General features: G+C 67.4%; 15 protein-coding genes. 7 read left to right on the forward strand and 8 right to left on the reverse strand.

What is annotated here, in order from left to right; translation table 11 throughout:
* Window positions 1–160: 160 nt before the first annotated feature.
* Window positions 161–2149, forward strand: a complete 1989-nt coding sequence (locus GII31_RS12885; RefSeq protein WP_260839970.1) for an OPT family oligopeptide transporter — start codon at window positions 161–163, stop codon at window positions 2147–2149.
* Between the two features lies 1 nt (window position 2150).
* Here the strand turns inward: GII31_RS12885 and GII31_RS12890 are convergent, their stop codons facing one another.
* A complete protein-coding gene (locus GII31_RS12890) occupies window positions 2151–2672 on the reverse strand; it encodes a MarR family winged helix-turn-helix transcriptional regulator (protein WP_213243604.1) in 522 nt (173 codons plus the stop codon).
* 157 nt (window positions 2673–2829) lie between these two features.
* On the opposite strand from GII31_RS12890, the gene GII31_RS12895 reads away from it, so the two are divergent.
* The gene (locus GII31_RS12895; protein WP_213243606.1) at window positions 2830–4086 is read left to right on the forward strand and encodes a multidrug effflux MFS transporter; all 1257 of its coding nucleotides are present in this window, start codon (window positions 2830–2832) and stop codon (window positions 4084–4086) included.
* 170 nt (window positions 4087–4256) lie between these two features.
* Here the strand turns inward: GII31_RS12895 and GII31_RS12900 are convergent, their stop codons facing one another.
* The gene (locus tag GII31_RS12900) at window positions 4257–5471 is read right to left on the reverse strand and encodes an ABC transporter substrate-binding protein (protein WP_246221861.1); all 1215 of its coding nucleotides are present in this window, start codon (window positions 5469–5471) and stop codon (window positions 4257–4259) included.
* Between the two features lie 206 nt (window positions 5472–5677).
* Between GII31_RS12900 and GII31_RS12905 the strand changes: the two genes are divergently transcribed.
* The 3 genes from GII31_RS12905 to GII31_RS12915 are packed head-to-tail and all read left to right on the forward strand — an operon-like array spanning window position 5678 to window position 9215.
* A complete protein-coding gene (locus tag GII31_RS12905; RefSeq protein ID WP_213243608.1) occupies window positions 5678–7660 on the forward strand; it encodes an ABC transporter permease in 1983 nt (660 codons plus the stop codon).
* Window positions 7657–8475 (forward strand): ABC transporter ATP-binding protein, encoded by an 819-nt coding sequence (locus tag GII31_RS12910; RefSeq protein WP_213243610.1) that lies wholly within the window; start codon window positions 7657–7659, stop codon window positions 8473–8475. Before GII31_RS12905 ends, GII31_RS12910 begins: the two co-directional genes overlap by 4 nt.
* Entirely contained in the window at window positions 8472–9215 is a 744-nt protein-coding gene (locus GII31_RS12915) for an ABC transporter ATP-binding protein (RefSeq protein ID WP_213243612.1), read from the forward strand. The genes GII31_RS12910 and GII31_RS12915 overlap by 4 nt, the downstream gene beginning before the upstream one ends.
* Here GII31_RS12915 and GII31_RS12920 read toward each other — a convergent pair.
* Together GII31_RS12920 and GII31_RS12925 are read right to left on the reverse strand one after the other, a co-directional pair.
* Window positions 9205–9864, reverse strand: coding sequence for a DedA family protein (locus tag GII31_RS12920; RefSeq protein ID WP_213243613.1), 660 nt, complete (start codon window positions 9862–9864; stop codon window positions 9205–9207). The two genes, GII31_RS12915 and GII31_RS12920, sit on opposite strands and share 11 nt — an antisense overlap.
* 110 nt (window positions 9865–9974) lie before the next feature.
* The gene (locus GII31_RS12925; RefSeq protein WP_213250330.1) at window positions 9975–10820 is read right to left on the reverse strand and encodes a formylglycine-generating enzyme family protein; all 846 of its coding nucleotides are present in this window, start codon (window positions 10818–10820) and stop codon (window positions 9975–9977) included.
* A gap of 302 nt (window positions 10821–11122) precedes the next feature.
* On the opposite strand from GII31_RS12925, the gene GII31_RS12930 reads away from it, so the two are divergent.
* Complete coding sequence (locus GII31_RS12930) at window positions 11123–12064, forward strand: phosphatase PAP2 family protein (RefSeq protein WP_213243615.1); 942 nt, start codon at window positions 11123–11125, stop codon at window positions 12062–12064.
* A 68-nt stretch (window positions 12065–12132) separates the two neighbouring features.
* A complete protein-coding gene (locus tag GII31_RS12935; protein ID WP_213243619.1) occupies window positions 12133–13251 on the forward strand; it encodes an NAD-dependent epimerase/dehydratase family protein in 1119 nt (372 codons plus the stop codon).
* 81 nt (window positions 13252–13332) lie between these two features.
* Here GII31_RS12935 and GII31_RS12940 read toward each other — a convergent pair whose 3' ends face one another.
* From GII31_RS12940 to gltB, 4 genes are all read right to left on the reverse strand, one after another.
* Window positions 13333–14214, reverse strand: coding sequence for an acyl-CoA thioesterase (locus GII31_RS12940; RefSeq protein ID WP_213243621.1), 882 nt, complete (start codon window positions 14212–14214; stop codon window positions 13333–13335).
* 78 nt (window positions 14215–14292) lie between these two features.
* The gene (gene pyk / locus GII31_RS12945) at window positions 14293–15714 is read right to left on the reverse strand and encodes a pyruvate kinase (RefSeq protein WP_213243623.1); all 1422 of its coding nucleotides are present in this window, start codon (window positions 15712–15714) and stop codon (window positions 14293–14295) included.
* A 118-nt stretch (window positions 15715–15832) separates the two neighbouring features.
* Window positions 15833–17338 (reverse strand): glutamate synthase subunit beta, encoded by a 1506-nt coding sequence (locus GII31_RS12950; RefSeq protein ID WP_213243625.1) that lies wholly within the window; start codon window positions 17336–17338, stop codon window positions 15833–15835.
* Window positions 17331–21902, reverse strand: a complete 4572-nt coding sequence (gltB, locus tag GII31_RS12955) for a glutamate synthase large subunit (protein ID WP_260839972.1) — start codon at window positions 21900–21902, stop codon at window positions 17331–17333. The genes GII31_RS12950 and gltB overlap by 8 nt, the downstream gene beginning before the upstream one ends.
* Between the last annotated feature and the right edge of the window lie 204 nt (window positions 21903–22106).

The raw sequence follows: 22106 nt of genomic DNA on the forward strand, positions 1-22106 counted from the left end.
CAAATCGGAAACGGAAGCCGCCACCTCGGGCGGCTTCCGTCGTTCCCGGGGTGTTTGCCGTACGTCCGGGCCTCTTCGGCCCTAGTGTGAGGACACGGAATGACGCAGTGCCTCACCTGCCGGCCGGACAACGGCCCGAGAGCCCGAAGGACGGACCTCCATGTCCTCAACCGAAACACCCGGGACCGGAATCCCCGCGACGACCACCGTCAAGGAGATGACCCTTCGCGGAATCGTCCTCGGCGGCGTCATCACCCTGGTGTTCACCGCCGCCAACGTCTATCTCGGTCTGCGTGTCGGATTGACCTTCGCCACCGCCATTCCCGCCGCCGTGGTGTCGATGGCGATCCTGCGCTACTTCGCCGATCACTCGGTGATCGAGAACAATATCGTGCAGACCATCGCATCGGCCGCCGGCACGCTCTCGGCGATCATCTTCGTGATCCCGGGCCTGGTGATGATCGGCTGGTGGACGGGCTTCCCGTACTGGACGACGGTCGCGGTCTGCGCGATCGGCGGCATCCTGGGCGTCATGTACTCGATCCCGCTGCGGCGGGCATTGGTCACCGGATCGGATCTGCCCTACCCCGAGGGTGTGGCGGCGGCCGAGGTACTCAAGGTCGGCGATTCGACGACCGGTGCCGCGGAGAACAAGGCCGGGTTGCGGGTGATCCTGCTCGGCGCCGTCGCGTCGGCGGCATATTCACTGCTCACCAAGCTCAAGGTGATCAGCGACACCGTGTCGGGCACGCTGAAGATCGGCACCGGCGGCACCCTGTTCAACGCCGGAATCCTGATGTCGCTCATCGGAATCGGCCACCTGGTGGGTGTCGCCGTCGGCATCGCGATGCTGGTGGGTCTGCTGATCTCGTACGCGGTGCTGCTGCCGATCAAGTCACAGGACAAGGCCACGCCCGGAGACCTGCTGTCGGATGTGATCGGTTCGGTGTTCAGCCAGGAAGTGCGGCTCATCGGTGCGGGCGCCATCGCGATCGCCGCGATCTGGACCCTGGCCAAGATCATGGGCCCGATCGTCCAAGGCATGACCTCGGCGATGCAGTCGACCCGGGCACGGCGCGAGGGCGCCAGCGTGGACGTCACCGAACGGGATATCCCGGTCACCATCGTCGGCGGCACCATTCTGGTGTTGCTCATCCCGATCGCGTTCATGCTGTGGGACTTCGCCCACGACACGGTCCTGAGTGGCGGTTCGGCCGGAATCATCACGGTCAGCGTCGTCTTCGTTTTCGTGATCGGTCTGGCCGTGGCCGCCGTCTGCGGCTACATGGCCGGGCTCATCGGATCGTCGAACAGCCCCATCTCGGGTGTGGGCATCCTGGTGGTGCTGATCGCCGCCATCCTGATCAAGGCGACCTTCGGCGACACCGACGAGACCCACATCCAGGCACTCGTCGCGTTCACCCTATTCACCGCCGCCATTGTGTTCGGTGTGGCCACCATCTCCAACGACAACCTGCAAGACCTCAAGACAGGTCAGCTCGTGGGCGCCACCCCGTGGAAACAGCAGGTGGCACTGGTGATCAGGGTGTTGTTCGGATCCGCGGTGATCCCGCCGATCCTGAGCCTGATGTACGACGCTTTCGGTTTCGTCGGCGCCCCCGGCGAAACCGAGGACTCGCTGGCCGCCCCGCAGGCGGGTCTGCTCAAGGATCTGACCCAGGGCGTTCTGGGCGGCGACCTGGACTGGGCGCTCATCGGTGTGGGCGCGCTCATCGGGGCCGGGGTCATCGTGATCGACGAGGTCCTGGCCCGCACGACACGGTTCCGGCTGCCGCCCCTGGCCGTGGGCATGGGCATGTACCTGCCGATGGCGGTGACGCTGATCATCCCGGTCGGCGCGTTCCTGGGCGCGTTCTACAACAGGTGGGCCGAGCGTTCGGGCGGCAACGTGGAGCACAAGAAGCGGATGGGCACGCTGCTGGCCACCGGCCTGATCGTCGGCGAGGCACTCTTCGGTGTGGTCTTCGCCGGGATCGTCGCCGCGACCAGCGACGACGGCGTGTTGCAGATCGTGGGCGACGGATTCGACAAGTGGGCCCAGGCACTCGGGGTGATCGTGTTCGCCGGTTCGCTGGCGTGGCTGTACAACCGCACGCAGCGGATCTCAAGCGCCGAGCCCGGCAAGTAGTTCATCGCGAACGGCGCAGATGGTCCTCGACCAGTTCGAGTACGGCCAGGGCGGCACCCGCCTGGCCGGAGCGCTCGCCCAGCGCCTCGCCCACGATCTCCGACCAGGTGGCGTACAGCATCGCGATCCCCGCGCGCGCGGTGTCGGTCACGTCGAGGCTGACCTGACGGGAATCGGTACCGCGGCGGCGGCGCTCCACCAGGGCTTTGGCGGTCAGGCTGCGCAGCGCCGTGCTGATGTTGCTGCGCTGCAGTCCGGTCGCCTCGGCGACCTCGGTCGGTGTGCAGCCGGGGTTGCGGTGCACCCACCGCATCACCGTCGCCTCGGTACCGGTCAGCGGCGGTAGACCGGACACGGCCAGCGATCGCGGCTCGAGTTCTCGTGCCACCCGCAAGATCGCGTCGGCCAGTTCGGCCGGCACCGAATCGGTTGTGCCGACGTCCGGCGTGGGTGATCCGAGTGCCGTGGCCCCGGCCGGGCCGCTCGGGGTTGTCACCGGTGTTGTCGCATCGGGCATCGCCATCTCCGGAACTGTACATCGGGCCGTCTACACATCAGGTCACCTACACATCAGGTCGGGTACACCAGATCCTCGCGTACCTGAATGCTTTACATCCGGCAAGTAGTTATGTTTTAATAACTATATCACCACCGACCCCCTCCCCAAGAATCGACGGCACATGCAGCAGACACCCACCGAGTCCACGACGGACACACCATCGATCCCCGACCGCCCGTCCGGTACCGACAGCGCACTGACGACCAGACTTCTCCTCATCCTCGCCCTGCTCTCCGCGGTGGCCCCTCTGTCGATCGACCTGTACCTGCCGGCCTTCCCCTCGATGGCCGAGGACCTATCCACCTCTACATCCGCGGTCCAGCTCACCCTCACCGCCTTTCTCGTCGGAATCACCATCGGGCAGTTGATCTTCGGACCCCTCTCCGACAGGTTCGGCAGGCTACGGCCACTGCTGATCGGAGCGGTGCTGTGCGTGGTCGCGAGCATCGTCGCGGTCATCGCCCCGAGTATCTCGATCCTGGTGGCGGCCCGGCTGTTTCAGGGCATCGGAGGTGCCGCGGGCATGGTCATCGGCCGCGCCGTCATCTCGGACGTGGCCCGCGGCAAGGCCGCGGCACGGGCATTCAGCCTGATGATGATCGTCGGCGGCATCGCCCCGGTGATCGCGCCGATGATCGGCGGATTCCTGGTCGATCCGCTGGGCTGGCGCGGTATTCTCACCGTGGTTCTCGGGCTGGCCGTGATCATGGTGGTGTGCGTCTTATTCGGAATCAGGGAAACCCTCCCGGCCGCACGCCGTGCGGAACTGAAAGCGCTCCGAGCACAGAGTGATTCACCGTACGAAGCGCTGCGCTCGCGCGAGTTCCTCTCCTACACCCTGACCTTCGGGTTCTCCTTCGCGGTCATGATGGCATACATCTCCGCCTCGCCGTTCGTCTATCAGGACATGATGGGCCTGAGCAGCATATGGTACGGAATCATGTTTGGCTGCAACGCTTTCGCATTGATGATCGTCAGCGGTGTCGCGGCCCGGCTCGCCGCGGTCCGCTCGGCGCGCGGCATGCTCGCCACCGGCGTCGCAGCCATGGCCACCGGAGTCGCGGCCCTGGCCCTGCTCGTGGCCGCCGGTGTCGACCCCATCTGGCTCAGCGTTCCACTGTTCTTCGCCATCGCCTCCCTCGGCCTGATCCTCGGCAACGCCACCGCGCTGGCGCTCGGCGCCGTGCCGGCCGCCGCCGGCAGCGCATCGGCCGTGCTCGGCGCCCTACAGTTCGGGCTGGCCGCCGTCGTCTCCCCGCTGGTCGGACTCGGGGGCGAGGACACCGCCGCCCCGATGGCCGTCGTGATGGGCATATCGGCCGTCATCGCCGTCATCGCCTTCCTGACATCGGGCCGCACCACGACCCGGGCCGCATAGCGGCACCGGCCCCCTGTTGTCCCGTCCGTGTGGTGGCCGCCCCGCCGGCCACCACACGGACGGGACAACGGAATCGGCCCGCCGCCCCCGATTCGTGAAGTGGGGGCAGCGGGCCGATCCGGTCGCCGCTCAGGCGATCAGGCGATCAGGCGATCAGGCGATCACGGCGCTTACCCGATGACATCACCGCAGACCGGTGAGGCATCCTTGCGCGGCACGAAGGCCTCGCCCTCCAGGTCTATCAGGAAGTAGCACTCACGGTCGGGCGAGATGTCGGTGAAGCTGCGCTTGAGCGGGAACAGACCACCGGCGTCCCAGTTCTCGTCGGCGCGCAGTGTGGTCATGAAGTCGGCCTGCGAGGCATCACAGCCCGCCTTCTCCAGGCCGTAGATCAGCAGATCGGCCGCCCACCAGCCGTAGGTCTGACCGAAGGTGGGTATGCCGGTGGCCGATCCGGCGTACTTCTTCAGTGCTTCCGAATACTTCTGCGTGGCAGGGGTGTTCAACTCGACGGGAGTGAACTGCGGCATGAAGGTCATCCCCTGGGCCCCCTTGACCGCGGGTGCCGACGCCAGTAGGTCACCGCCGTAACCCGACGCCGACATCACGCTCTTGAGGGTGACCCCGGACTGCCTGAGACCGGCGATGATGGCCATCGAGGTCTCCGGGTTGACCGGCAGGAACACCGCCTGTGCCCCGGAATTCTTGATACCCAGCACGATCGAGCCCACATCGCTGGAACCGAGGGCGAGTTTGTCGTAGAACAGGCCACGGCTCAGACCGGCCTTGTCCGCCGAGCGCAGGATCTGCTCGGCGCCCTTGCGAGAGGATTCGGTGTCGTAGGAGACCGCCGCCACCTTGGTGACGCCGAGCTTCTTCCAGTACTCCCCGATCGTCGAGTAGGTCTTGTCATAGTCAGGGACCTTCGGCGCGGCGGCGAACAGGTTGTTGCCGGACTGCAGCCACTGCGGCGCGGCGTCGAAGGCACCGCCGATCACCGGAGTGGATGCGCCCGTGGTGGTGACGAACTGCGCGGCGCCGAAAAAGTACGACGAGATGCCGACCATCGCGTACACCTTGTCCTGCTGGATCAGCTTCTGCGCACCGGCGAGCGCGCCCTGCGGACCGGACTGGTCGTCGGCGGTGACGAGGTTGAACTCGGTGGACGAGCATGCGCCGCCGGAATCCCGGTATGCCTTGAACCGCGCCTGCATGGCCTGGTCGACGCCCTTGAACGCGGCGCTGGCCGGACCGCTCTGCGACATCAGCAGACCGACCCTGACCGACTCACCGGCGGACGTGCCGTCGTCACCGCCGCCGCACGCCGTCGCGATCATCGTCACCGCGGCGAGCACACCGGCGGCCCGAACAGCAGTCTTTCGCAAAACCCTCACCAGCCTTCAACGAAAACACGTGCCTCCGACATCGGAACCCACAGTGGCCACCAGTCTGGAAGACCCTTACTGTTGCCCTTTCGGAGTTGACAACTGTTGTGTCATCCGTCACGTTAACATGCAGCGATCGGGAAACCACCAGTATCCGGCGGACCAGACCCCGATCGGACCGTCGACGACATTGCGGAGGGGTACGTGTGCTCTCGTACGTGCTGGTAGGTCTCTCACTCGGCGCGATCTACGCGATCGCCGCCGGATCACTGGTGATCACCTATGTGGCCTCGGGGATCTTCAACCTGTCGTTCGCGGCGATGGCCTACACCGTGGCCCGCTGCTACTACTTCCTCAACACCGAGCAGGGCTGGGGCATCCTCGCCTCGGCGGTGGTCAGCCTCGGCGTCTTCGCGCCGCTGCTCGGGATCGTGCTCTACGCGGTGCTGTTCCGGCACCTGCGGCTGCGCTCCACACCGGTCAAGCTGGTCGCGACGATCGGCCTGTCGGTGGCGTTGCCGCCGCTGGTGAACCTGATCTTCGGCACCCTCACCAACCCCACCGCACCCGGCCTCGCACCGCGCCCGCTGGGGGTGATCACCGTCTTCGACACCGCCGTCAACGGCGATCAGATCGCCACCTACCTCGGGCTGGTGGTGGTGCTGGTCGCCGGCATCGGCCTCCTGCGGTTCACCTCGGTGGGACTGAAGGTGCGGGCCCTGGTCGACTCGGAGGCGATGACCGCCCTCAATGGCATCAGCCCCGGCCGGGTCTCCGTCGGGGTGTGGGCGGCCAGCAGCGTGCTGGCCGGACTCGCCGGCATCCTGGTGGCCCCCACCGCGGGCCTGTCCGCCGAGGCGATGACCGGCCTGATGGCGACCGCCTTCGCGGCGGTCGTGGCGGCCCGGCTGCGCCACCTGGGTGTGGCGATCGGGGTGGCGCTGATGATCGGCGTGGTCACCGGCGTGGTGCAGAAGTTCGTCAACGCCGACAGCGATGTGGCGGCCAAACTGGTACCCGGCGTGCCGTTCGTGCTGATGCTGCTGTTCCTGATCTATCACGCCTTCCGCGGGCAGGCGGGTGATCTGGTCAGCGGCGGCGGACTGGACCGGTCGATCAGTACCCAGGCTGATGAGAACTCCACCACGACAAGAGACCTCACCGCCGTACCGGTGTGGCGCCAGCCCGGTGTGATCGCCGCGGCCGTGGTGTTCGTGGTGGTCGCGATCGCACCGCTGGGCCTCGACGAGTACTGGACGGCCCGGGTCACCGCCGGCATCTGTCTGGCCATCGCCATGCTCTCCTACACACTGCTGGTCGGTGAGGGAGGCATGGTGTGGCTCTCGCAGATCACCTTCGCCGGACTCGGTGCGATCATCGCCGCCGAACTCGCCACCGACCACGGTCTGCCCGCCCTGCTCGCGATCGTCGTGGCCGCCCTGCTCGTCACGCCCGTCGGCGTGCTCATCGGCATCCTCACCATCAGGCTCGGCGACCTGTATGTCGCGCTGGTCACCCTCAGTTTCGGCCTGCTCGTCACCACACTCGTGTTCACCACCGACAGCATCGCCAACTACGGCATGGGCGTGGCGCTGCTGCGTCCCGACGTCGTCTCCGACAGCACATCATTCGCATATCTGGCACTTGTGGTGTTCGCGGTGACCGCGATCCTCGTGGCCAATCTGCGCCGCTCCACCACCGGCCTGGCGATCAGCGCCGTGCGGTGGAGCGAGAACGGTGCGCGCACCATCGGCCTGAGCATCGCCACGGTCAAGATCCTGCTGACCGCACCGGCCACCTTCGTCGCAGCCGTCGGCGGCGGCTTCCTGGCCATGAACTTCGGCTCCACCCTGCCCGACAGCTTCAGCCCGTTCCACGGCCTGGTGTGGCTCGCCGTCCTGGTCACCGTCGGATCGCGGTCGATCGTCGCCGCACTGGTGGCCGGCGTGCTCTTCTACCTGATGCCCGCCGTCTTCGACAACTATCTGCCCTCGGATCTGGCGGAGGTACCCACCATCCTGTTCGGTCTCGGCGCGATCATGGTGGCCCGCAACCCCGAAGGGGTCATCGCCCAATTCGGCGACGCCGCGACAGGTGTGGTCGAACGGCTCCGGCGCTCCGCCCCACCGCCGGATGCGGCGGACCCGGATTCTTCCCCGAACAAGGTGATCGGAGGCACGTCAGCATGAGCGCAACCACCGATGTATCGCTCCCGGCACGACTGTCCGCCCGCGATGTGACGATGCGTTTCGGCGGCCTCGTCGCACTCGACAACGTGTCGATCGATGTCCCGCCACGCTCCGTCGTCGGCCTCGTCGGACCCAACGGTGCCGGCAAGAGCACTCTGTTCGGAGTGCTGTCGGGACTGCTCACCCCCAGTGCGGGCACGGTGACACTCGACGGCACCGATATCACCCGGACCTCCGCCCGCGCCCGCGCACGGCGCGGCATGGCACGCACATTCCAGCATCCCGAACTCTTCACCACGCTGACCGTGCGCGAGCACGTCGTCCTGGCCGACCGGGTCCGGCACTCGGGGGCACGACTGTGGACCGACGCCATCACCGGCCGGGGTCTGCGCCGCCCACCGGCCGACGAGACCGCCCGCGTCGACTCCCTCATCGACGCCCTCGGGCTCGGACCGATCGCGCACCGCAGGATCGGCGACCTCCCGCTCGGCTCATGCCGGCTGGTAGAAGTGGCGCGCGCACTGGCGGTGCGGCCCAGGCTCGTGTTGCTCGACGAACCGTCCTCGGGACTGGACGTGACCGAAACGGCCGAACTCGCCGACGTGCTGCAGCAGGTGGTGGCCACCCACGACGTGTCGTTGCTGTTCGTCGAACACGACGTGGAGCTGGTGCTGCGCATCTGCGACTCGGTGCACGTCCTGGACTTCGGCGTGAAGATCGCCGCCGGCACACCCGATCAGATCCGCGAGGATCCCGCCGTACGTGCCGCCTATCTCGGCGCCGACGTCACCCCCGCACAGGAGGCACAGTCATGACCGACACCCAGCCGGACACCGCCCCACTCCTGCGGGTCCACAACCTGACCGCCGGCTACGGTCCGGCGCAGGCACTGTTCGGGGTATCCCTGGACGTACCGGCCCGATCCGCGGTGGCGGTCCTCGGCCCCAACGGTGCGGGCAAGTCGACGCTGGCCCGGGCGCTGTCCGGGCTGATCCCGACCACCGGCGGCAGCGTCGAGTTCGCCGGACGCACCATCACCGGCGCCTCTGCCACCGCCATCCGGCGCGCGGGCCTGGTGCATCTGCCCGAAGGGCGTGGCATCTTCCCCGGACTGACCGTGCAGGAGAATCTGCGGCTGGCGCTGTCCGTCGACAAGATCGACCCCGCCGAGGCCTTCGACCGCGCGTTCGGGTTCTTCCCCGCGCTGGCCGAACGGCGCAAGCAGACCGCGGGCACCCTGTCGGGCGGCGAACAGCAGATGCTGTCGCTCTCGCGGGCGCTGATGGTGAATCCGCGACTGGTGATCGCCGACGAGATGTCGCTGGGACTGGCGCCGATGCTGGTCGACGCGGTCTTCGACGGCCTGCGAGCCGCGCTCGACGCGGGTGTGGCGGTGATCATGATCGAACAGTTCGCGGCCAAGGCCATCGCATTCGCCGATCACTGCCTGATCCTGCAGCGTGGCGCGGTGGCATGGTCGGGCTCGTCCGCGCGGGCCGGCGGCGAACTGCTGCACCGCTATCTGGGTGCGGCCGGCGCGGGTGTCAGCGGCTGACCGGACGCTCCTGGGACAAATCCCCGACCCCCTCCGGCAGAACCGGCCCCGATCGCCGGAGCCGGTTGACCGTCCACCAGATCGCCAGCCCCACCACGATCGTCACCCCGATGGACAACATCAGAGTGGCGCCGAGCTGGGCGCCGGCGAAGTAGCCGACGAGTGAGATGGTGGTGCCCCAGGAGACCACACCGATGACGTCGGCGATCACGAAGTTGGCGGTCCGCATCCGCACGATACCCGCCACCGGCGGCATCAGCGTACGCACGAAGCCGAACCAGCGCCCGGTCGCGACTGCGACCATCCCCCGCTCGTTCACCCGATTCTGCGCCCTGACCCAGCGTTCACCGCCGAATCGGCGGCCCGCCGTCGACGACATGATGCGGGGTCCGCTGACCCGGCCGATCCAATAGCCGGTGAGATCGCCGGCGAACGCCGCCACGCACAGGGAGACCACGAGCCACCCGATGTTGGTGGGCCCGACGGCGGCCGCGACGCCCGCCGCCAGCACTATCCCCGACGACGGCAGGATGAAACCCATCACCAGCGTCGCTGTTTCGACGTAGACAATGGCGCAAGCGATCAGGTACACCGCCCACGACGGCACGTCGGCGATGATGCCTTCGAGCCAATCCGCTATCCCTGACACGTCATTCACGGTAGCGCGTACGATCGCGGTCACACCAACCGGTTTCATACATCAGGATCGACACCGCGACCTGGCCCGTCACAGATCTGGGTCGTCACAGATCTGGGTCGTCACAGATCTGCGGCGCACCGGAACCCGAGATGCCCGGTGGCCGAATCGTCGGACTGAGCCGAACGCGCCGCCGGACGGTAGCGCCTGCAGTACTCGGGCGCACACAGAAACGATCCACCCTTGGTCACCCGCATCACCCGGGGCGAGGTGGTGGGTGCCAGCAGGTCCGGGCGTCCACCGGCATCGACGATCGGACCGTCGGCCACAGGATGGCGCGGCACAAACACGTCGACGACCCGCTCCCAGACGTTGCCGATCATGTCGTACAGACCGAAACCGTTGGCCGGATACGTGCCGACCGGCGACGTCGACCCCCAGCCCTCGTTGAGATAGGGAAATCGACCCTGCCAGGTGTTGGCCATCGCGCGGCCACCCGGCCGCAGCTCCGCACCCCAGGCGTACTCGGTGCTGCGCCCACCCCATGCCGCGTACTCCCACTCGGCCTCGGTGGGCAGACGCCGGCCCGCCCACCGGGCATAGGCCTGCGCGTCGCGATAGGCGATCTGCACCACCGGGTGCCCGGGCAGATCGTCGACGCCGCTGCCCGGGCCCCGCGGCGAACGCCAGCACGCACCCGGCACCCACCGCCACCATCGGCTCCAGTCGCCCAGGTCGACGGGACCGTCCGTCGGGGTGAACACCAGTGCGCCGGGCACCAGCTGTGCCCGATCGGCGCCGGGAAAATCCTCGGGGTCGATGGGTTCCTCGGCAACGGTCCGGTAACCCGTCTCGGCCACGAACCGCGCGAACCGGGCGTTGGTCACGGGGTGTCGTTCGATGGCGAACGGCGCGACCCGGCGATCGTGCCGGGGCCGTTCCTCCGGATAGTGCCTGTCCGACCCCATCCCGAACACGCCGCCGGGCAGCGGCACCAGCTCGGACAGTGGGACCACCTGCGTCGACGGCACCCGTCCAGACTAGGGCGTGTCGCCCGGCAGGTGCACGCCGTGTGCGGTGCGGGCGGCGCCGACTACCCTTGCGCCGACTATCCTTCAATGTCGGGAATCACCGGCCACCCGCCGGAGTCCCCAGCAATACCCCCAAGCAATACCCACTGAAGCAATGCCCATTGGGGCGATCACCCGCCGCGGCCGCACGCCGCGCCGATGCGGTGCCCCGCACGGCAGTGACCCGAGAAGGGATCCCGATGCGTTACGACCCCCCGCACCCCCACGACGTGGAGAACGGGTCGATGCGCGCCTGTATCCGGTGGGGTGTGCTGCTGGTGGTCGCCGTATCCGTGTGCGCGGGCACCTACTACCTGATGGTGCGCACCCAACGCGGCCAGACGATCGAGGACTACGCACTGGCCGGCGCCGATCAGATCGGCAGCAACGCCCGGCTGCGGGCCGGTGACTTCCTCTCCCAGATGTCGATCGGGTCGTTGATCATCACCACGATCGTCGTCACCGCCATCGCCCTGCTGCGCGGGCGTCCCCTGCTCGCGCTCGCCGGTGCCGCCATCGTCGTGGGTGGTCAGGTCGTGGCCCAGCCGCTCAAATCGGAACTGACCCGGCCCGGTCTGCTCACGGCGACCGGAGCACCCGATCACAACAGCTTCCCCAGTGGGCACAGCGCCATCGCCGCCAGCATCGTGTGCGCGCTACTGCTGGTGGTGCCCTACCGGCTGCGCGGCATCGTAGGAATCGCAGGGGTGATCGGGGCCACCGCGATCAGCACCTACACCGTCGTCGCCAAATGGCACCGGTTCTCCGACACGGTCGGCGCCAACATGGTCGCGGTGGCCGTCGCGTGTGTGGTGCTGATCGTCTTCACCGCCTGCGGCGCGATCCGGCTGCAGGTGGTCGCCCCCGGCGACGGCAACACGGTCCTGCGCAACACCGCGCTCGCGGCACTCGCCACCGGTGCGATCGCCGTATTCGCGGCCGGGGTGCTGGTGATCTACGACGGATGGAACCGGACACCACTGGACTGGGTGTCCTCGGACAGGTTCCTGCTGGGCTCGCAGCTGCTCGCCGCCGCCACGACTGTGCTGGCGCTGCTGGCGTTCTGGGCGACGCTGTATCGCCTCGACCTCGCGCCGCGCCGGCGAGTAGCACTGGGTGGAAAGGCCGTGTTGCGGGTCTGAGCGCCCCGATAGGGTGGTCAGCGACAGCCGTCCCGGCCCGGGACGACGCAGCGAAGTAGGAGAACTGTATGGCACCGACCGGCATCCGTGTCCTCGTCACCGGCGCGTGTGGACTAGTGGGGAAGGCGACGGTCGCCACGCTGCGCTCGCGGGGCCACCATGTGACCGCCACCGACCTCGACACCCCGGCGGGCCGCAAGACGATCAGGCAACTCTCCGCCGACACCTACGACGCGCCGGGCACCCTGGCCGTCGAATGGGTGAACCTGACCGATGCCGATGCCGTCAACGCGCTGGTCACCCGCACCGCACCCGACGCGATCGTGCACCTGGCCGCCGTCATTCCGCCGTTCTGCTACGAGAACCGCGAACTCGCCCGGGCCGTCAACGTCGGCGGCACCCGCAACCTGGTCGAGGCGGCCACCGGTGTGGCCGATCCCCCGCGCTTCGTGCAGACATCGAGCATCGCGGTCTACGGTCCGCGCAATCCGTACGCCGGGCGCGGCATGCTGCGCCCCGACACCCCGATCGCGCCGGGCGACCTGTACGGCGGGCACAAGGCCGAAGCGGACACGATCGTGCGCAACTCGGGACTGGAATGGGTGATCCTGCGGCTGGGCGGTGTGCTGCCCGACAGCCTGCTGACCGCCAACCCCCGGCTCGCCGAACTCGACGCGGTGCTGCCCAATGACGGCCATGTGCAGTCGGTGGCGGCCTCGGACGTGGCGACCGCGTTCGCCAACGCCGTCACCACCACCCAGACGCGCCGGGAGTATCTGATCGGCGGCGACGACACGCACCGGCATGTGCAGGGCCCGCTGGTGAAGGCCGCCGGTGATTCGCTGGGCATCGGCGGCGCGATGGGCAGCCACGGTCGTCCGGGCGATCCCGCCGACGACACGGCCTGGTTCGCCACCGACTGGATGGACTGCACCGAGTCCCAGCGGGTACTGGAGTTTCAGAACACCACCTTCGGTGAACTGATGGCCCGGGGCAGACTGGGCGGCGCCAAGCGTCTGGCGATGACCGCGAGCACCCCGATCATCCGGGCGGTGCTCAAGCACCGCTCACCCTACCGTGGCAAACCCGGACGCTACGCGGACCCGTGGACACTGATCCGATCCACCTGGGGTGACCCCGGACCCGACCCGGAAAGCCTTGCCGCACTGAAATCCCCGCCGCAGTAGTATCCCTGTCGCAGTAGTATCCCTGTCGCGCTAGCATCCCTGTCGCAGTAGTATCCCTGTCGCGGCAGCGGATCGGCGTCGTCAGGACTTGCGCGGGAAGTGCCGGACCAATGCCTCCTGCGTCACCGAGGCCACCAGTGCGCCCTCCCGCGTCCAGAAGCGGCCCGAACCCAGTCCCCTGCCGCCGGCCGCGACCGGGGATTCGGTGGCGTACAACAGCCAGTCGTCGAACCGGAACGCGCGATGGAACCACATCGAATGGTTGACGGTGGCGGCGAACAATCTGTCGAATCCCCACGAGAGGCCGTGCGTGGTGATGATCGAGTCGAGCACCGTGGTGTCGGAGGCGTAGCACATCGCCGCCACATGCAGGACCGGATCGTCGGGCAGCGGACCGTCGGTCCTCATCCACACCCGATTGTGGTCGAGGCTGCGTCCGGCGGTGTGCAGCTTCCAGCTCGGGTCGTTGGCGAAGCGCACGTCGATCGGGTGCAGGGCGTCGACGAAGGTCGTGATCTTGTCCTCATAGCCTGCGAACTGCTCGCCCATCGTCGGCAGTTCGTCCGGGTGCGGCGCCTGCGGGATGTCCACCGCATGCTCGAGGCCCGCCAGCGTGTCCTGGAACGCGACCAGCACCGTGAACAGTTCCTCATCGTCCTGCACGGCGGTGACCTGCCGGTTGGCGAACGACTTGCCGTCGCGGAAACGCTGCACGTGATACTCAATCGGCTTGTGCACATCGCCGCCACGGATGAAGTGGGCGTGCAGGGCGTGTACCGGCGGTGCGCCGCGGGTCAGCGACCGTGCGGCGGCCACCGCCGATTGCGACAGCATCTGCCCGCCGAAGGTCCGCGGGGTACTCACCCGGGGCGGATTCCGGCCGATGAACAGATCGTCGCCCCGACGCTCCAGATCGAGGATCGACAGCAATTGCCCAAGGTCGTCGGACTGCTCCACTGACATGCCGTCAGCCTATCGGCGAACAGGGACAGCACGGGTCACCAGGGTCGAACCCACCGCAACAACTCAGTGGTCCTTGACTCAGTGGTCCTTCTCGCCGATCTTGTGGACATGGATCATGTTGGTGGAGCCGACCGTCCCCGGCGGAGCGCCCGCCACCACGACCACCACGTCGCCGTCCTTGAGGCGGCCGATCCGCATCAGTTGCATGTCGACCTCCTCGACCATCTTGTCGGTGTTCTCCACATGATTGACGATGAACGTCTCGGTGCCCCAGCTCAGGGCGAGCTGGCTACGGACCGCCTGCAACGGGGTGAACGCAAGCAGCGGCAGTCGCGAATGCAGCCGGGCCAGACGCCGGACGGTGTCACCGGACTGGGTGAACGCGACGAGCGCCTTCACCTCCAGACGTTCGCCGATGTCGCGGGCGGCGAACGAGATCACGCCCCGCTTGGTGCGCGGCACGTGTGAGAGCGGCGGCACTTCGCGCGAACCACCCTCGACGGCCTTGGCGATCCTGTCCATCGTGGCCACCGCCTCCACCGGCCACTTGCCCACCGACGTCTCACCGGACAGCATCACCGCGTCGGCGCCGTCGAGTACCGCGTTGGCCACATCCGAGGCCTCGGCGCGGGTCGGGCGTGAGTTCTCGATCATCGAATCGAGCATCTGGGTGGCCACGATCACCGGCTTGGCGTTCTCACGGGCCATCTGGATGGCCCGCTTCTGCACCAGCGGGACCTCCTCCAGCGGCAACTCGACGCCGAGATCGCCGCGGGCGACCATGATCGCGTCGAACGCCAGGACCACCGCCTCCAGGTTGTCGATGGCCTCGGGCTTCTCCAGCTTGGCGATCACCGGCACCCGGCGGCCCACCCGGTCCATCACGTCGTGGACCAGCTCGATGTCGGACGGGCTGCGCACGAACGAGAGGGCGACCATGTCGACGCCCAGTTGCAGTGCGAACTCCAGGTCGGCGATGTCCTTCTCCGACAGCGCCGGCACCGACACGTTCATGCCGGGCAGCGAGATGCCTTTGTTGTTGCTGACCGGGCCACCCTCGGTGACCGTACAGATCACGTCGTTTCCGTCGATACCGGCCACGATCAGCCCCACCTTGCCGTCGTCGACGAGGAGCCGGTCCCCGACCACGGCGTCGCGTGCGAGTCCCTTGTAGGTGGTGGAGACCCGGTCATGGGTGCCGTCAACGTCCTCGACGGTGATCCGGACCTGTTCGCCGTTCTCCCACACGGTCTTTCCGTCGCAGCCGTCGAATCGGCCCAGGCGGATCTTGGGTCCCTGCAGGTCGGCCAGGATGCCGACCGCCTTCTCGGTGATGTCGGTGGCCCTGCGGATACGCGCGTACATCTGCGCGTGGTCCTCGTGCCTGCCGTGACTCATGTTGAGCCGGGCCACATCCATGCCGGCCCGCACCAGGTCCACAATCCGTTCGTCGGAGTCGGTGGCCGGCCCCATCGTGCAGACAATTTTCGTTCGTCGCATCGTCACCTTGGCTACCTTAGTCCCGTCGGATGGGCATCTCCACGCGATCGCATCGCCGCGGCCGCAGTCGCCCGGAGGATTCAGCTGTTGTTCATCCGCACGCCGTCACCGGACCCCGCTATCGCACGCTCAGCGGCAGCGCGGCGGGTTTCACCGGCGACGGGAGGTCGGAGGCGCCCATCAGAAACCGGTCCACCGCACGAGCCGTCGAGCGTCCCTCGGCGATCGCCCACACCACGAGCGAGGCGCCCCGGTGCGCGTCTCCGCACACGAATACGCCGGGTGCGTCGGTCTGCCAGTCGCTGCCGCACGAGAGGGCGCCACGCCGGTTGGGCGCCACCCCGAGCCCGGCGAGCAGCGGACCCTTCTCCACGCCCTCGAATCCGATCGCGAACAATGCCAACTCACAAGGGATCTCGAACTCCTCGCCCACCGGGGTGATCGATCTGCTGCCGTCGGCGTCGCGGGTGACGGCAACCTCGGCCAGCACCATCGTGGTCACCTTGCCGTCGGCGTCGCCGGTGAACCGCTGCACCGCGACCTGATACTTGCGCTCGCCACCCTCCGCGTGTGCCGACGAGGTTCGCATCACCAACGGCCACGTGGGCCACGGCGAGCGCGAATCATCGCGGTCGAGGGGCAGTGCGGGGTTGTAGTCCAGTTGCACCACCGATGCGGCGCCCTGCCGGTGCGCGGTGCCCAGGCAGTCGGCTCCGGTGTCGCCGCCGCCGATGATCACCACATGCCTGCCGGCCGCCGAGATCGGGCTCGGGCCATCGCCCTCGCATTCGCGGTTGGCCGGTACCAGATGTTCCATCGCCAGATGGACACCGTCCAGCTCACGTCCGGGCACCGGGTTGTCGCGGGCGGCCATCGCACCGATCGCCAGCACCACCGCATCGTGCCCACCACGCAGGTCGTCGACCGAGATATCCGTTCCCACATCACAATTGACGACAAACGTGGTGCCTTCGGCCTCCATCTGCGCCACCCGGCGGTCGATGTCGGACTTCGGCAGCTTGTATTCGGGGATGCCGTACCGCAGCAACCCGCCGATCCGGTCGTCGCGTTCGTACACGGTCACCTCGTGACCGGCCCGGGTCAGCTGTTGCGCCACGGCCAGACCGGCCGGGCCGGAACCGACCACCGCCACCGTCCGGCCGGTGAGGGCCGCGGGCGGTTCCGGGCGGATGAAGCCGTCGTCCCACGACCGGTGCGCGATGGTCTTCTCGATGCGTTTGATGGTGACGCTGCCACCGGTGGCCGGCTCCGAGATCGACAGCACGCACGCCGCCTCGCACGGCGCCGGACACACCATGCCGGTGAACTCGGGAAAGTTGTTGGTGGCGTGCAGCCGGGCACTGGCCGCATCCCACCGGCCGCGGCGCACCAGATCATTCCATTCGGGAATCAGGTTACCCAGTGGGCATCCCGCACTTCCCGAATGGCAGAACGGAATTCCGCAATCCATACAACGCCGCGCCTGGTCGGAGACATCGGTCAACTCCAATGCCGGATCGGCCGGGTGCGCGTACACGTCGCCCCAGTCGTGGATCCGCTGATCCGCCGGCCGGTACCCGGCCTCGTGCTTGGCAACTTCGAGAAATCCGCGCGGATCAGCCACGTGCCGCCTCCATGATCGCTGAATCGACGTCACGCCCCTCGGCCTCGGCGATCTGGGCCGCGTCGAGAACCCGCTTGTAGTCGCTGGGCATGACCTTGGTGAAACCTAGGCACCGGCGCGGCCAGTCGGCCAGCATCGACGCCCCGACCGACGAATCGGTGAGCTTGGTGTGGGTGGCGATGGTGTCGTACAGCCACAGCAGGTCGTCGGGGTCCGGCCGCATCAGCGTCACCAGTGCCTTGTTGACCTTGTCGGCATCGAGATCGTAGACGAAGGCGATACCGCCCGACATGCCCGCCGCCAGATTGCGGCCGGTCGGGCCGAGGATCACCACCCGCCCGCCGGTCATGTACTCGCAGGCATGATCGCCCACACCCTCGACCACCGCACACGCACCCGAGTTGCGCACGGAGAACCGTTCACCCACCCGGCCACGCAGGTACACCTCACCCGAGGTGGCCCCGTACAGGATGGTATTGCCGGCGATCACCTGATCCTCGGCCACGAACCATGAATCCTGATGCGGTGCAACAACTATACGCCCGCCACATAAGCCCTTGCCGACGTAGTCGTTGGCATCGCCCGCCAGGTTGATGATGATACCGGGCGGCAGGAAAGCACCCAGCGACTGACCGGCCGAACCGATGAGGTTGACGGTGATCGTATCTTCGGGCAGACCCTTGGCACCGTAACGCCGCGTCACCTCCGAACCGAGCAGGGTGCCGACAGTCCTGTTGACGTTACGCACCGGCAGCTCGACGGTCACCGGCCGGGCATCGCTGAGCGCGCCCTCGGCCAGTTGCACGATGGTGTTGTCGAGCGCCCGGTCGATACCGTGATCCTGGCCGGTGATCCGGCGCGGCGAACCGGCGTCGGGCACCCGGCGGAAGATCGGCGACAAATCCAGCCCCTGGCTCTTCCAATGTGCCAACGCCGCATCCGTATGCAGCCGCTGGGACTGCCCGATCGCCTCGTCGAGAGTGCGGTACCCCAACCGCGCCAGATGTTTACGCACATCCTCGGCGATGAACCGGAAGAAATTGACGATGTGTTCTGCCTGCCCGGTGAACCGGGCCCGCAACGTGGGGTTCTGCGTGGCCACCCCCACCGGGCAGGTGTCGAGATGGCAGACCCGCATCATGATGCAGCCGCTGACCACCAGTGGGGCGGTGGAGAATCCGTACTCCTCGGCACCGAGCAGTGCCGCCATGATCACATCGCGGCCGGTACGCAGCGCACCATCGCACTGCACCGTGATCCGGTCACGTAAACCGTTGAGCATCAACGTCTGCTGGGCATCGGCCAAACCGATCTCCCATGGTGTGCCCGCGTGTTTGAGCGAGGTGAGCGGCGAGGCGCCCGTACCGCCGTCGTGACCGGAGATCAGCACCACATCGGCGTGCGCCTTGGACACCCCGGTGGCCACCGTACCCACACCCACCGCGCTGACCAGCTTCACGTGAATCCTGGCCTGCGCGTTGGCGTTCTTGAGATCATGTATCAGCTGCGCCAGATCCTCGATCGAATAGATGTCGTGATGCGGCGGCGGCGAGATCAACGCCACACCGGGCGTGGAGTGCCGGGTCTTGGCGATCCACGGGTACACCTTGTACGCCGGAAGCTGCCCGCCCTCACCCGGTTTGGCGCCCTGCGCCATCTTGATCTGGATATCGGTGGCGTTGATCAGATAGTCGCTGGTCACCCCGAACCGGCCCGAGGCGACCTGCTTGACCGCGCTGCGCCGCTGCGGATCGTAGAGCCTGTCGGTGTCCTCGCCACCCTCACCCGAATTGGAGCGCGCCCCGATCCGATTCATCGCGATCGCGATCGTCTCGTGCGCCTCCGCCGAGATGGATCCATAGCTCATCGCACCGGTGTTGAACCGCTTCATGATCTCCGATGCCGGCTCCACCTCATCGAGCGGAATCGGTTCCCGCTCGCTCAGATCGAACTCGAACAGCCCGCGCAGGGTGCCACCGGCACGCGAAAGCCGGTCCACCTCGTCGGAATACTGCGCAAAGACCTCCGCCTGCCCGGTCCGGGTGGCGTGCTGCAACAGGAAGACCGTTTCGGGGGTGAACACATGTAGCTCACCCTCCCGCCGGTACTGGTACTCCCCGCCCACGTCGAGGCGGCGATACACCTGCTCGGTCGGGTTCTCCGGGAACGCCCGATGATGGCGGATCCGCACCTCCTCGGCGAGTTCGTCCAGGCCCACGCCCTCGATCCGGGACACGGTCCGGGTGAAGTACTCACGCACCAACTCCGACGAGAGGCCGACGGCCTCGAACGCCTGCGCGCCGGTGTACGAGCTGATGGTGGAGATACCCATCTTGCTCATCACCTTCAACACACCCTTGTCGAGCGCCTCGACATAGTTGCGCACCGCCTTGGCCGGACGCACCCCGATCAGCTCACCCTCGCTGATCAGATCCTCGATCGACTCCATCGCCAGATACGGGTTGACCGCGGCCGCACCGAACCCCACCAGCAGCGCGATGTGGTGAACCTCGCGGGCGTCACCGGACTCCACCACCAGCGCCACCTTCGTGCGTTCCTTGGTACGCACCAGATGGTGGTGAACGGCGGCCGTCGCCAGCAGCGACGGGATGGGCGCATGCTCGCGGTCGGTGTGCCGGTCCGAGATCACCAGTGTCCGATAGCCCTGCGCGATGGCCGCGCTCGCCCGCTCGCGCAGATCCGCCAGCGCCGCCGCCAGCCCCGCGCCGCCCTTGTCCACCTCGTACAGGCCGTGAAGCACGGTGGCGGCCAGCCCGGGATGCTCGCCGTCGTCGTTGATGTGCACGATCTTGGCCAGCCCCACATTGTCCAGGACCGGGCCGTGCACCAAGATCTGCCGGCACGACGCCGCCGACGGTTGCAGCGTGTTCTGCTCGGGCCCCATCACCCGCGCCATCGACGTGACGATCTCCTCCCGGATCGCATCCAGCGGCGGGTTGGTGACCTGTGCGAACAGCTCGACGAAATAGTCGTACAACAGCCGCGAACGCTTGCTGAGCACCGCCACCGGGGTGTCGGTGCCCATCGACCCGAGCGGCTCGTACCCCGACGACGCCATCGGCGTGAGCAGCACCCGCAGATCTTCTTCGGTGTAGCCGAACGACACCTGCCTGCGCACCACCGTGTCATGGTTCGGCTGATACACCGGGCGCTGCGGGAGCGTCGCGAGGTCGAGCAGACCGGCGTGCAACCACTCGCCGTACGCCTCCGCGTTCATCAGGTCGCCCTTGATCTCCTCGTCCGGAATTATCCGGGCGTGCGCGGTGTCGATGAGGAACATCTTTCCCGGCTCAAGCCGGCCCTTGGCCACCACGTCATCGACGGGCACGTCGAGCACACCGGCCTCGGACGCCAGGATGATGCGGCCGTCACGGGTCTGCCACCAGCGGCCCGGACGCAGACCGTTGCGGTCGAGCACCGCCCCCACCAGCGTTCCGTCGGTGAAGGTCACACATGCCGGACCGTCCCAGGCCTCCATGATCGAGGAGTTGAACTGCAGGAACGCCCGGCGCCGGGGATCCATGTCGGTGACGTTCTCCCACGCCTCCGGCACCATCAGCATCACCGCGTGCGGGATGCTCCGGCCACCGAGGTGCAACAGTTCGAGCACCTCGTCCAGGGACGCCGAATCCGACGCCTCCGGCGTGCAGACCGGGAACGCCCGCGACAAATCGCCGGGAATGAGGTCGGTGGCCAGCATCGCCTCCCGCGCCCGCATCCGGTTGCGGTTGCCGCGCACCGTGTTGATCTCACCGTTGTGCGCGACGAACCGGAACGGATGCGCCAGCGGCCACGACGGGAAGGTGTTGGTGGAGAACCGTGAATGCACGATCGCGATCGCACTGGTGCACCGCTTGTCGCGCAGGTCGTCGTAGAACAGTGGCAACTGCATCGTGGTGAGCATGCCCTTGTACACGATCGTCCGGCTCGACAGCGACGGGAAATACAGTCCGGTTCCGGCGTCCTCGATCTCGGAGGTAACCCGCTCGGCCTGCTTGCGGAACGGATAGATCGCCCGGTCCAGGTCGATTCCGGCGAGCCGGTCATGGCCCAACGACGGATCGACGGTGACGAACAGCTGCGCCATGTGCGGCATGCACGCCAGCGCGGTGGCCCCGACATCGGCTCGGCGCGGGTCCACCGGCAGGTCACGCCAGCCGAGCACGGTGATGCCCTCCGCGGCGGCCAGATCGGTGACCCGCTGCACCGCGATCCTCCGCAGCTCCGGGTCGGCGGGAAGGAAACACACGCCCGCCGCATACGTGTTCTGCCCCGTCGCACTCGGCGCGGGCAAGTCGAAATCGGTTACCGCACGGAACAATTCGTCGGGCAACTGGATCAGGATGCCCGCGCCGTCACCACTGTTCGGCTCGGCTCCGGCCGCGCCCCGGTGTTCGAGGTTCTCCAGCGCCAACAGGCCGTCGGCGACGATCGAATGGGTGCGGCGGCCGTAGATGTCGGTGACCATCGCGACACCACACGAATCGACTTCCTGAGCCGGGTCGTACAGACCCTGTTTCTCGGGGAGCGCAGAAAATAGCATCGAGACCTCCACACTCGAGCGCGTCGGCGACGCACCGTGTCGCCGACGCCGATATGTACCGGCATCCTCTGGACAACACTGTCCGGTGGAGCATGAGCACCACTCGCCAACCACAAGAGGGTATGTGAGGGCTGGTCAAATACCGTGGTCGAGTAGCGTTCTCAACTCTAACCCAATGTCGGCCGATGCGTCGGTCGCTTCGGG

Source organism: Gordonia pseudamarae (genome assembly GCF_025273675.1).
Classification (GTDB): Bacteria; Actinomycetota; Actinomycetes; order Mycobacteriales; family Mycobacteriaceae; genus Gordonia; species Gordonia pseudamarae.